Genomic DNA, 12323 nt, shown 5'->3' with positions numbered 1-12323 from the left:
GTACTCCCCGTCTCCTCCCCCTCAGGCCCGGACGCGAGCCCCAGCATCGCGAGCCCACCGCACACCACCCCCACCGCGCTCCATTCGACCGGCCGCAAACGGGTCTTGAGGAGGCGTGCCGCCACCACCGCCGTGACGGCGAGGCTCGCCGCGAGCGCCGCGCCGACCGCGTAGATCGGGATGGAGCGCAGCGCGACGATCTGCAGCAGGAAGCCCAGCCCGTCGAGCCCGAGCCCCACGATGTACCGCCACTGCCGGAGCGCCCGCAGCAGCAGCCGGGCGTCGACCCCGGAGCCGGACCCGGGGGCGGTCGCCCGGGCGGCGACGGCCTGGAGGACGGAGGCGGTCCCGTAGCAGACCGCCGAGGCCAACGCACAGATCATCCCAAGCAGCACGAACCGACTCTAGGCCCGCCCGCCGGGGACCCCGCATCCGCACTGCTCCGGTGGCCCGGGGCGGCCCTTCGCGGGACCGCCCCGGTTCCCCGGTCTGTCCGGCCTTTCGGCCCTCCCGCTATCCGGCCAGTACGGCGCGCAGCCGGTCGAGGCCCCAGTCCAGGTCCTCCTTGCTGATGACCAGCGGCGGCGCGAGCCGGATCGTGCTGCCGTGGGTGTCCTTGACCAGGACGCCCTGCGCCATCAACTGCTCGGAGATCTGGCGGCCCGTGCCGTGGCTGGGCGCGATGTCGACACCCGCCCACAGACCACGGCCCCGCACCGCCTCCACGGCCCCGCCACCGATCAGCAGGCCCAGTTCGGCGTGCAGGTGCTCGCCCAGTTCGGTCGCCCGCTGCTGGTACTCGCCGGTCTTCAGCATCGCGATCACCTCGAGGGCCACCGCGCAGGCCAGCGGGTTCCCGCCGAAGGTGGAGCCGTGCTCGCCCGGCCGGAAGAGCCCCAGGACCTCGTCCGAGGACACCACCGCCGAGACCGGCACGACGCCGCCGCCGAGGGCCTTGCCCAGCACGTACATGTCGGGCACCACGCCCTCGTGCTCACACGCGAAGGTCTTGCCGGTGCGGCCGAGACCGGACTGGATCTCGTCCGCGATGAACAGCACGTTCCGCTGACGGGTCAGCTCCCGCACCGCCGGAAGGTAGCCCGCCGGCGGCACGAGCACTCCGGCCTCACCCTGGATCGGCTCCAGCAGCACGGCCACGGTGTTGTCGGTCAGTGCCTCCTCGAGGGCCGTCAGGTCCCCGTAGGGCACGATCTCGAACCCCGGCGTGTACGGCCCGAAGTCGGCCCGCGCCTCGGCGTCCGTCGAGAAGCTGACGATGGTCGTGGTCCGCCCGTGGAAGTTGTTGCGGGCCACAACGATCTTCGCCTGGTTGGCCGGAACCCCCTTGACCTGGTAGCCCCACTTGCGGGCCGTCTTCACCGCCGTCTCGACGGCCTCGGCCCCGGTGTTCATCGGCAGCACCTTCTCCATGCCGCACAGCTCGGCCAGCTGCGTGCAGAAGTCGGCGAACCGGTCGTGGTGGAACGCCCGGGACGTGAGCGTCACCCGGTCCAGCTGCGCCTTGGCGGCGTCGATCAGCCGACGGTTGCCGTGTCCGAAGTTGAGCGCGGAGTATCCGGCCAGCAGGTCGAGGTAGCGCCGCCCCTCGATGTCCGTCATCCAGGCGCCCTCGGCGGACGCGACGACCACGGGCAGCGGATGGTAGTTGTGCGCGCTGTGCGCCTCGGCGGCGGCGATGCTGCTCTCGGTGGTCGTCACGGGGGGACTCCGTTCGGTGTGACTGCGGGTTGCTGCTCATTTCTATCGTCGCTCGACCGGTTGACGAAGAAACCTTTGGCAACAGCTTCAGCACAGCTCAGAGCACTGAAGGGGCTATATGTCCAGAAGGTGTCGCCTTGGTCCTGGTTCGTCCAGACTGCTCCGGCTCAGCCAGCGGCGCATGAGCAGGGTGCCGCCGCAGCCGATGCCCATCCCCACGGCGAAGCCGGGCACGCCCCACCACCAGGCCGGTCCGCCGGACTCCGATCCGACGGCCGCCGGAACGGCTCTCCCCTCGCCCGCCGCGGTCCTGCCCGGTGGTCTGCCCGCCCGGGCCCGCTCCTCACCCATCACCCCGAGGTCCTTCAGCAGCGCCCGCAGGTCGTCGGGCCTCTCCGCCGGGTGCCAGAAGCCCTGGTCCGGGCTCCCGGGCAGCGCTGGGGGTCCCCCCGGATGGAGTCCGGGGGAGGTCGAGGGCCGGGGCACCGTCCGTATCCACACCTCGCCTGCCTCGGCGTCCGGATAGACCGTGTCCGTGCGCCACACGGAGACGTCCTGGCTCATCCAGCTCACGCCGATGTGCCGCCCGGCGGCCTTCCCGCGCCCGTCGAGCGCCGGTTCCGCACGGTCGTCCCCGGCCTGCTCGGCCGTGGCCGGGCCCAGGAGCTGCTCCAGCCGCCGGTACCGCTCGGTGTCCGTCAGCAGCGCCGCGGCCTTCTCGGTGGTCTGCGAGGTGATCAGCACGGTCGTGGGTCCGCCGGCGGCTGCCGGCGGGGAAGCGGTCAGTAAAGCGGCCAGCGCGGCCGCTGCGGTGCACGCCAGAGCGGCGAAGCGTCGCATGATTCCCCCAACTTGCGGTCGGTCAACGTACGGTCGGTCTCGCGGTCTGCGCGGCGCGTTCGCACCGTGTCACCTCTGGTACACCGCTCGAGCCCCCCAGGTTCCAGAATCCGGATTCCCGCCCCAATTCCGCCCCAACTCGCCGCCCGCGGTTCATGATTCGCGCTCCCCGCGCTCGTCGTCCGACTTTCGTGCGGGCTTGCCTTCCTCGGCCTGTGCGCGCTCGGCCCGCGCCTGCGCCAGCAGTTCGGCGAGCACGCGCTCCACCATCGTCTCGGCGTTCAGCGGCGGTATCCGTATCGCCCGCCCCAGAGCCCGCAGCTCACCCGGCAGCGGCTCCCGCTCCGAACCGTCCCGGCCGCCCGTGCCGTCCGTGCCGCTCAGATCCTCCGAACCGTCCGGCCCGTCATGCGTGTCCGTCACTTCCCTCACCTCCCTCCACACCCAGTCGCCCGAGCAGGAGCTCCAGCCGCCGCAGGGCGCGGCTCAGCCTGGACTTGACCGTGCCGCGCGGCCAGCCCAGCGCCTCGGCCGTCTCCGCCTCGTCCAGTTCCAGCAGATAGCGGTAGGTCACCACCTGCCGGTGCTCGTCCCCCAACTCCTCCAGCGCCGCGAGCAGCAGCGAGCGGCGTTCGCTCGCGAGCACCGCGGCCGCCGGGTCGACCGAGTCCGTTAACGGCAGCTTGGCCGGCATCAGCGCGGCTTCCTGTTCTACCGCCGCGAGCAGCCGTCCCGCCGCCCGTACTGTGTTTTTCGTCTCGTTGGCGACGATCCGCAGCAGCCATGGACGGAACGCGGCCCCTTCCCGGAAGCGCTCCAACGACTGGTACGCCTTCAGGAAGGCGACCTGCACCACGTCCTCCGCGTCGGCGCCCGCCCCGAGCAGAACCGCCGTGCGGTGCGCGATCCTCGTATGCGCCCGGACCAGATGCGCGTACGCCTCCGGCTCCCCGGCCCGGATCCGTGCGATCACGGCGGCCTCGTCGCCCGCCGCCGAGTGGTCGGAAGCCTCCACGGCAACCTTCTCGGCCATGTTGTTGATCACCTGAGCGGCCCCCCTCCCGCGTCCTCACACTGTTCCTACACCGGACGGCGAAGTTGGGTTCCGTACCTGAGAGAATGGGCCGCATGGCTTCTGATCGCCCGCGCGTGCTCTCCGGTATCCAGCCCACCGCCGGTTCGTTCCACCTCGGGAACTACCTCGGTGCGGTACGGCAGTGGGTTGCGATGCAGGAGACGCACGACGCGTTCTACATGGTCGTCGACCTGCACGCGATCACCGTTCCGCAGGACCCCGCCGAACTGCGTGCCAACACCCGCCTCGCCGCCGCCCAGCTCCTCGGCGCCGGGCTCGACCCCGACCGGTGCACGCTGTTCGTGCAGAGCCACGTGCCCGAGCACGCCCAGCTCGGCTGGGTCATGAACTGCCTCACCGGCTTCGGCGAGGCCTCCCGCATGACGCAGTTCAAGGACAAGTCGGCCAAGCAGGGCGCCGACCGGGCCACCGTCGGCCTGTTCACGTACCCGATCCTGCAGATCGCGGACATCCTGCTCTACCAGGCCAACGCCGTCCCCGTCGGCGAGGACCAGCGCCAGCACATCGAGCTCACCCGCGACCTGGCGGAGCGCTTCAACGGCCGGTACGGCCAGACCTTCACCGTCCCCGCGCCGTACATCGTCAAGGAGACCGCGAAGATCTTCGATCTCCAGGACCCGGCGATCAAGATGAGCAAGTCGGCCTCCGCGCCGAAGGGCATCATCAACCTACTCGACGAGCCGAAGACCTCCGCGAAGAAGATCAAGAGCGCCGTGACCGACACCGGCACCGAGATCCGCTTCGACGAGACCGGGAAGCCCGGCATCAGCAACCTGCTCACGATCTACTCGACCCTCACCGGCGCCGGTGTCTCTGAACTCGAGAAGAAGTACGAGGGCAAGGGCTACGGTGCGCTCAAGACGGATCTCGCCGAGGTCTTCGTGGACTGGGTGACCCCGTTCCGGGCCCGGACGCAGGAGTTCCTCGACGACCCCGAGACGCTGGACTCGATCCTGGCCAAGGGCGCGGAGAAGGCCCGCGCCGTCGCCGCGGAGACCCTGGCCCAGGCCTACGACCGGGTGGGTTTCCTCCCCGCCAAGCACTGACGCCGACCGTCACCATCCCGCCTGAAACCGCCGCGACCAGCACAAACGGGTCTGCGAGGACGAACGGACAGGTCGAGGGTCCCGACGCCGGGGCCCCTCGACCCGCTCGCGGGGGACCGAGGACGCTCGCGCTCCGAGCCGCGCACCCGGCACACTGGCAGGGATCGGCCGCAGACCCGCGGTCGCACAAGCAGCAGAGGAGACCGACGTGGGGACCGTAACGCTCGGCGTTTCGATCGCGGTCCCGGAGCCCCATGGCAGCCTGCTCCAGCAGCGGCGCGCGGGCTTCGGTGACCCCGCGGCCCAGGGCATCCCGACGCACGTCACCCTCCTCCCGCCCACCGAGGTCGCGAGCGCGGACCTGCCCGCGTTCCGCCGCCACCTCGCGCGCGTGGCCATGGCGGGACGCCCGTTCCCCATGCGGCTCGAGGGCACCGGCACCTTCCGCCCGCTCTCCCCGGTCGTCTACGTCAAGTTGGCCGAGGGCATCGCCGAGTGCGCCGAGCTCCAGGAGCGGGTCCGCTCCGGCCCGGTCCGGCGCGAGCTGCAGTTCCCTTACCACCCGCACGTGACGGTCGCGCACGGCATCGCCGAGGAGGCGATGGACCGGGCATACGAGGAGCTGGCGGAGTACGCCGCGTCCTGGACCGCGTCCGGGTTCGCGCTCTACGAGCAGGGTGCGGACGGCCAGTGGCGCAAGCTGCGCGACTACCCCTTCGGGGAGGCCCTCGCCGCCCCCGGCGTGCCCGCGCAGGCCTGCCCCGTGGACGCGCCTGCGCATTCCGTACGCCCCTGACCGGCACCCGTAAGCCCCCACCGGCCCGGGGTCATCACCGGAACGGGTGATTGCGGTCCGCGCGTGAGCGTGGAAGCCGCCAATGGGTAGGCGTCCGGCATGGATTGGCTCACCAAACTGCCCGTGGTCGGCCCCGTCGTCGCCCGGCTGATGCGTACGCACGCGTGGCGAGCGTACGACCGGCTGGAGACGGTGCACTGGAACCGGCTCGCCGCCGCCATCACCTTCATCAGCTTCATCGCCCTGTTCCCGCTGATCACCGTCGGCGCCGCGATCGGTGCCGTGCTGCTCAGCCAGGAGCAGCTGGACGATCTCCAGGACAAGGCCGCGAAGCAGGTTCCGGGCATCTCCGAGCAGCTCGACATCGACGGCCTGGTCGCCAACGCCGGAACCGTGGGGCTGATCGCCGGCGCGCTGCTGCTGTTCACCGGCGTGGGTTGGGTCGGTTCGCTGCGAGAGTGCCTGCGGGCGGTGTGGCAGAAGGAGGAGAGCCCGGGCAACCCGGTGCTGCTCAAGCTCAAGGACCTGGCGGTGCTCGCCGGGCTCGGGGTGGTCGGGCTGATCGCTGCCGGCGGTTCGGCCTTCGCCAGCAGCGCCGTCGGCTGGGTCACCGACCAACTCGGCCTGTCCAGGGGCGGGGTCGGGCACGCCCTGCTGTTCGTCGCTGGCGTGGCCATCTCCGTGGTGGCCGACTTCCTGCTGCTCGCCTACGTACTGACCCGGCTGCCCCAGGTGAGTCCCGGCCGGCGCTCGGTCGTCGTCGCCGGGCTGCTGGGGGCCGTCGGCTTCGAGCTGCTGAAGATGCTGCTCAGCGGCTACTTCCAGGGGGTCGCGGGGAAGAGTGTCTACGGCGCGTTCGGCGTGCCCGTCGCGCTCCTGCTGTGGATCAACTTCATGTCCAAGCTGCTGCTGTACTGCGCCGCGTGGACGGCGACGCAGCACAGCAGCCCGGACGAGGCCGAGGAGGGCGCGGTCAGCCCTGAGGGCCCTGTGCCCCCCGGGGGCGGCGGCGGACCAGTTCGGGAAGCGGCCAGCGGCGGTGCACCAGCAGAATCCCGGCGCCCAGCGCCACCAGCACCCCACCGATGAGCCCGACCGCCGTCCACATCCCGCCGGAGTCGTCCGCGGGCGAGGCGACCGACGCCTTGGCGTGGTCCTCATGATCCGCGGCGCCGCCGCTGTCCCTCCCGGCCTGCTCCTGGCCGGTGCCCTTGGGGGCGACGAGTTCGCCGACCGGCTCGACCTTGCCCGCTGCCTTGAATCCCCAGTCCAGCAGCGAGGCCGTCTCCTTGTAGACCTGGTCGTGCCCGTTCTCCGACGGGTTCATGACCGTCACGAGAAGGACCCGGTCGCCGCGCTGCGCGACCCCGGTGAAGGTCGAGCCGGCGTGGGAGGTGTAACCGTTCTTCACCCCCGCCAGGCCCTCGTACGGGTCGAGCCCGAAGTCGCCGGTCAGCAGGCGGTTGGTGTTCTGGATCGCGAACGACTCCCGCTTGGACTTCTTCGTCTTCTTGTCCTTCTTGACCTCGCCCGGGAACTGCGCGCTGGCCGTCGAGCAGTACTCGCGGAAGTCCGCGTTCTGCAATCCGGAGCGGGCGAAGAGCGTCAGGTCGTAGGCGCTGCTGACCTGGCCCTTGGCGTCATAGCCGTCGGGGGTCACCACATGCGTGTCGGTCGCGTTCAGCTCGTCCGCGTGCTGCTGCATCTCCTGCACGGTCTTGTCCTGGCCGCCGTTGATCGCCGTCAGGACGTGCACGGCATCGTTGCCGGAGCGAAGGAAGACGCCGAGCCACAGGTCGTGCACCGAGTAGGTGAGGTGCTCCTTGATGCCGACCGTGCTGCTGCCCTCGCCCATGCCCTCGAGGTCCTTGGAGTCGACCTTGTACTCGTAGTCCTTGGGCAGCTTGGGCAGGACGGTGTCCGCGAACAGCATCTTCAGGGTGCTGGCCGGCGGCAGTTTCCAGTGGGCGTTGTGCGCCGCCAGCACCTCGCCCGACTCGGCGTCGGCCACCACCCATGAGCGGCCCGAGAGCTTCTTCGGCAGCTTCGGCGCCCCGGGTCCGAGCTTGACCTGCGTGCCCGGCCGGGACAGCAGTTGGCCGCCCACCGCCGACATCTTCGCGGGTGGGCGCGGCTGCTTCTCCTTCTCCTGCTGCTTGTCGCTGCCGACCGCGTGCGCGGGGCCGGCCGCGAGGAAGGGCAGCAGCGCGGCGGCGGCGATCGTCAACACCGCGCCGTGGTAGCGGGGCACGGGCCTGCGCCGGGCAGGAACGGAAGCGGATCGACCAGATCCGGAAGCGGATCGACCAAATCCGGCGGAGGGCGAGGCGTCGGGGGACGCGGCGAGGAATGCGGACACGTCGCTGAAATTACAGTGTGACATGGGGCATGGGGACACCGTGGTGCGGACCACACGCTCCAGGACACCCCACCGGCCGTCCCCCGGCACCGGTGGTGATACTGGAGCGTATGAAGCTTTCCCGCCCCGCCTCATGGTTCCTCCTCGCCTTCGGGGTGTGGAGCTGGTTCATCTGGATCACCTTCGTCAAGAACCTGTGGAACGACGCGAGCGGGCTCGCCTTCGACCCCGCCGGCGATCCGACCGCCTACTTCTGGGTGCATCTGCTGCTCGCCGTCACGTCCTTTCTTCTGGGGACGGCCGTCGGCCTCATCGGGTTGCGCGGTGTACGGGTCCTTTGGCGTAAAACTGCCGATGGCGGGGGCTCCGGCGAGCGGGCGCGGGAGAACTCCGCGCCCGCCGGGCCGGCACGGTAAGGGCCGCCGGAGATGGTCGTGGTCTTCGTCCTTGTCGCGCTGATGGTCCTCGGGCTGCTGGGCGGCGTGCACTGGTACCTGTGGCGGCGGCTCGTACGGGACACCACCGCGCCCGGCGGATGGGGGCGGCGGGTCGGCACAGCCGCGGCCGTCGTCCTGCCGCTGACCACGGTGGGCGCGCTGGTCGGCGGCCGGTCCGGGGCGCCGTTCGCCGTCGAGCAGGCGCTCGCGTGGCCCGGCTATCTGTGGCTCGCAGTGCTGCTCTACCTGACCCTGGCCGTATTGGTGGGGGAGGCGGTGCGGCCACTGCTCGGGCGCTGGCTCGCGGCCCGGGACGCCGGGCGGGCCGCCGCCGCGCCGAGCGCCCCCGCACCGGCCTCGGCTCCGGTCGCGGTCCTGGCGGCGGACGGCGGGGGAGTGGCGGGAGACACGGCCGCCTCGAAGGACGCCCGACCTATAGACGAGGCCGGGTCCGAGCAGCCGGTCGGGGGAGACGGCACGGCCGCTGCCCCAACCGCCCCCACCCGGCGGCTGTTCGTGGCCCGGAGCGTCGCCCTGGCGGCGTCCGCGGCGGCGCTCGGGACCGTCGGTTACGGGGCGTACGACGTGCTCAACGGCCCTGCGCTCAAGCGGATCCGCGTGCCCCTGGCGAAGCTGCCGCGGGGCGCGGACGGCTACCGCATCGCTGTTGTGAGCGACATCCACCTCGGTCCCATCCTGGGCCGTGCCCACACCCAGCGAATCGTGGACACGATCAACCGCGCCCAGCCCGACCTGGTGGCGATCGTCGGCGACCTCGTCGACGGCAGCGTCGCCGACCTGGGCCCCGCGGCCGAGCCGTTGTCCCGGCTCCGCGCCCGCCACGGCTCGTACTTCGTCACCGGCAACCACGAGTACTTCTCCGGGGCCGCCGAGTGGGTCGACCACGTCCGCGAACTCGGCGTCCACCCGCTGGAGAACGCGCGCGTGGAGCTGCCCGGCTTCGACCTGGCCGGGGTCAACGACCTCGCGGGCGAGGACCAGGAACCGGCCCAAGGCCCGGACTACGAGCGGGCGTTGGGCGACCGCGACCCGGCGCGCGCCTCGGTCCTCCTCGCCCACCAGCCGGTCGTGATCCACGACGCGGTCAGGTACGGCGTGGACCTCCAGCTGTCCGGCCACACCCACGGCGGCCAGCTCTGGCCCGGCAACTACGTCGCCGAGCTCGCCAACCCGACCGTCGCGGGCCTCGAGCGCTACGGCGACACCCAGCTGTATGTCACGCGGGGTGCGGGAGCGTGGGGGCCGCCGGTTCGGGTGGGTGCGGAGTCGGACATCACGATCGTCACGCTCGCCTCGAAGCAGGCCTGAATCCCCGCGGCACCCCGCTCGGCTCCGACTCGCCGTCGATGACACCCGCGCCCGAGACGGCCGTTGGCGCCGGCCGTGCCGAGTTCCCCGGCCGCCGCCGACGCGTTCGCGGTCGTGACGCCCGAGTGCAACCACAGCTTCCCCGTACGGCACCTGACCGTCCACCGACCGCCGGACCGTCGGCGGCGCACGCATCCGTCCGCTGTCCGGTCTCGTTGACTCCAGTGCGGTGTGCCGTGGAACCGATGTTCGGCGGCCGGTGTAGAAGAAGCGAGAGGTCGCGGGGGCCGCAGCTCCGCGGAGACCGTCGGAACCTCTCGCGGACGGACGGGAGTCGCGGTCGTGGGCACGTTGGCGCGCTGGTGTTTCCGGCACAAGTGGACGGTGATCCTGCTCTGGGTGCTCGCCCTGGGCGGAGTGACGGGCGCGAGCGGCGCGCTGGGGGACCGGTACGCCGACGCTTTCGAGCTGCCAGGAACCGAGTCCGCCCAGGTCATGAGGCTGATGGAGAAGGCCTTTCCCGGCCGCTCGGGGGAGGCCGACACCATTGTCTGGCACGTCGGCGGCCCGGACGGCGCGGCCGGCGGCGAAACGGCCGGAGGGCCGGACAGCGGGACCGTCCGCGACCCCGGTGTACGGCGCGCGATGTCGGCCGCCCTGGCCGAAGTGGCCGGGCTCCCGGATGTCGGCTCGGTCGCGAGTCCGTACGAGCCCCGGGGCGGGGCGCAGATCAGTCGGGACGGGCGCACGGCTTACGCGACGGTGACCTTCACCAAGCCGGGGGAGGAGCTGACGGCCGAACGGATGAAGGCGTTCGTCGACGCGGCGCGGGCACCGGCGCGGGACGGCCTGGCGGTGGAGGTCGGCGGCAACGCGGTGCAGCTGGCCGAGGAACCCCCGGCCCACCTCGCCGAGTTGGTCGGCGTCGCGGCCGCCGCCGTGGTCCTGTTTCTCGCCTTCGGCTCGCTCTACGCGATGCTGCTGCCGATCTTCACTGCCCTGTTCGGGGTCGGGGTGGCCGCGTCCGGGATCATTCTGCTCAGCCATGCGACGGATGTGCCCGAAGTGGCGCCCATGCTGTCGATGCTGGTCGGGCTCGGGGTGGGCATCGACTACGCGCTGTTCATCGTCACCCGCCACCGAAAAGGCATCCAACGCGGCCGCACGCCGGAGGAGTCGGCCGTGCAGGCCGTCAACACCTCGGGGCGCGCGGTGCTGTTCGCAGGCGGCACGGTCTGCATCGCGCTGCTGGGCATGCTGGCGCTCCGCCTGAGCTTCCTCGACGGGATGGCGTTCGCCGCGGCCCTGACGGTCGTCCTGACGGTGGCGGCCGCCGTGACGCTGCTGCCCGCGCTGCTCGGCGTGCTGGGGGTGCGGGTGCTCAGTCGCCACCAGCGGCGCGGGCTCGCGGCGCACGGACCGGAGCCCGACGTGGCCGAGAAGGGCGCGGCCGTGCGCTGGTCGGGCTTCGTGCAGCGGCATCCGCGACCGCTCGCCCTGCTGGCGGTGGTCGTGATGGCCGCCCTCGCCGTGCCCGCGCTGTCCCTGCGCCTCGGCTCCTCAGACCAGGGCAACAACCCGGAGACGACGACCACCCGGCAGGCGTACGACCTGCTGGCCGAGGGCTTCGGCCCCGGCTTCAACGGCCCGCTGACGATCCTCGCCGAACTGCGGGACGGCGGCGGAGCCGGAGACACGACCGCGAGCGGAGACGGGCAGGCAGAGCTCAACAGGCTGGCGGAACTGGCGCGTTCGACACCCGGGGTGGCCCGGGCCGAGGCCGTGCCGCTCGTCCCGGGTGCCGCGACGGGCGTGGTCCAAGTGGTCCCCGCCCACGCACCGCAGTCAGAGGAGACCGACGAGCTGATCGACCGGCTGCGAGCCGAGACCGTGCCGGCCGCCGAGCGCGGCGGCGCCCTGCGCGCGTACGTCGGGGGGCAGACGGCGATGTTCAAGGACTTCGCGGCCGTGCTGACCGGCAAACTCCCCGTGTTCATCGGCGTGATCGTCGCCCTCGGCTTCGCGCTGCTGCTGGTCGCGTTCCGCAGCCTGGTGGTGCCGCTCACGGCCGCGGCGATGAACCTGCTCGCCGCGGCGGCCTCCTTTGGCGCCCTCGTCGCGATCTTCCAGTGGGGCTGGGCCGGCGAACTCCTGGGCGGGGGGCGGGAAGGGCCGATCGAGGCGTTCCTCCCGGTCATCATGGGCTCGCTGCTCTTCGGCCTCTCGATGGACTACCAGGTCTTCCTGGTGAGCCGGATGCACGAGGAGTGGATCCACACCGGCGACAACGAGCGCGCCGTGCGGGTCGGGCTCGCCGAGACCAGCCGGGTCATCAACTCGGCGGCAGTGATCATGATCTGTGTGTTCGGGGCGTTCCTGCTGAGCGGGGAGCGCGTGATGGCGATGTTCGGCGTCGGCCTGGCGGGCGCGGTGGCGCTGGACGCCTTCATCCTGCGCACGGTCCTCGTCCCGGCCCTGATGCACCTGTTCTCCACCGCCAACTGGTGGCTCCCGGCCTGGCTCTCCCGCCTTCTCCCACACCTGACAGTGGAGCCCTCGACCACCCAGCCCTCGACCACCCAGCCCCCGACGACCACCCAGATCCCGACGACCACCCAGATCCTGACGACCACCCAGATCCCGATCACTCAGTCCCCGGTCACCCACGCCCCGAATTCCCAGCCCTCCACCCGCACCACAC

The 12323-nt window shown here is 71.6% G+C and carries 11 protein-coding genes and 1 pseudogene; 6 read left to right on the top strand and 6 right to left on the bottom strand.

The genetic code is table 11. From position 1 onward, the window contains the following. The 5 genes and pseudogenes from AOK16_RS03255 to AOK16_RS03235 form a co-directional block, all read right to left on the bottom strand. A pseudogene (locus tag AOK16_RS03255) lies at positions 1-383 on the bottom strand (hypothetical protein); the annotation flags it as partial. Between the two features lie 130 nt (positions 384-513). Next, complete coding sequence (gene rocD, locus AOK16_RS03250) at positions 514-1719, bottom strand: ornithine--oxo-acid transaminase (protein ID WP_055470687.1); 1206 nt, start codon at positions 1717-1719, stop codon at positions 514-516. Positions 1720-1833: 114 nt separating this feature from the next. Then, complete coding sequence (locus AOK16_RS03245; RefSeq protein WP_157859087.1) at positions 1834-2559, bottom strand: hypothetical protein; 726 nt, start codon at positions 2557-2559, stop codon at positions 1834-1836. A gap of 153 nt (positions 2560-2712) precedes the next feature. Continuing rightward, positions 2713-2982, bottom strand: a complete 270-nt coding sequence (locus AOK16_RS03240) for a hypothetical protein (protein WP_055470685.1) — start codon at positions 2980-2982, stop codon at positions 2713-2715. Beyond that, positions 2966-3592 carry an RNA polymerase sigma factor gene (locus AOK16_RS03235; protein WP_079101011.1) on the bottom strand — a complete coding sequence of 209 codons (627 nt, stop codon included), beginning with the start codon at positions 3590-3592 and terminating at the stop codon, positions 2966-2968. Before AOK16_RS03235 ends, AOK16_RS03240 begins: the two co-directional genes overlap by 17 nt. Before the next feature lie 95 nt (positions 3593-3687). On the opposite strand from AOK16_RS03235, the gene trpS reads away from it, so the two are divergent. The 3 genes from trpS to AOK16_RS25125 all read left to right on the top strand — a co-directional run bounded on the left by trpS (position 3688) and on the right by AOK16_RS25125 (position 6586). Next, a complete protein-coding gene (gene trpS / locus AOK16_RS03230) occupies positions 3688-4701 on the top strand; it encodes a tryptophan--tRNA ligase (RefSeq protein WP_055470688.1) in 1014 nt (337 codons plus the stop codon). Between the two features lie 208 nt (positions 4702-4909). Next, complete coding sequence (locus AOK16_RS03225; protein ID WP_055470684.1) at positions 4910-5497, top strand: 2'-5' RNA ligase family protein; 588 nt, start codon at positions 4910-4912, stop codon at positions 5495-5497. A gap of 99 nt (positions 5498-5596) precedes the next feature. Then, positions 5597-6586, top strand: a complete 990-nt coding sequence (locus AOK16_RS25125; protein WP_157859086.1) for a YihY/virulence factor BrkB family protein — start codon at positions 5597-5599, stop codon at positions 6584-6586. Here the strand turns inward: AOK16_RS25125 and AOK16_RS03215 are convergent. Further along, positions 6471-7727, bottom strand: a complete 1257-nt coding sequence (locus AOK16_RS03215; RefSeq protein ID WP_398719597.1) for a D-alanyl-D-alanine carboxypeptidase family protein — start codon at positions 7725-7727, stop codon at positions 6471-6473. The genes AOK16_RS25125 and AOK16_RS03215 overlap by 116 nt on opposite strands. Positions 7728-7966: 239 nt before the next feature. Here AOK16_RS03215 and AOK16_RS27930 point away from each other — a divergent pair, with 239 nt between their 5' ends. From AOK16_RS27930 to AOK16_RS03200, 3 genes are all read left to right on the top strand, one after another. Further along, a complete protein-coding gene (locus tag AOK16_RS27930; RefSeq protein ID WP_055470681.1) occupies positions 7967-8272 on the top strand; it encodes an SCO4848 family membrane protein in 306 nt (101 codons plus the stop codon). A gap of 12 nt (positions 8273-8284) precedes the next feature. Continuing rightward, a complete protein-coding gene (locus tag AOK16_RS03205; protein WP_055470680.1) occupies positions 8285-9622 on the top strand; it encodes a metallophosphoesterase in 1338 nt (445 codons plus the stop codon). A 342-nt stretch (positions 9623-9964) separates the two neighbouring features. Next, on the top strand, positions 9965-12323 hold a 2359-nt coding region (locus AOK16_RS03200; RefSeq protein WP_055470679.1), incomplete at its 3' end, for an MMPL family transporter.

Origin of the sequence: Streptomyces pathocidini, assembly GCF_001418495.1 — a bacterium.
Taxonomy (GTDB): domain Bacteria; phylum Actinomycetota; class Actinomycetes; order Streptomycetales; family Streptomycetaceae; genus Streptomyces; species Streptomyces pathocidini.
Note: the sequence above shows the minus strand (reverse complement) of the source record. Positions and strands in the feature narration are given on the sequence as shown.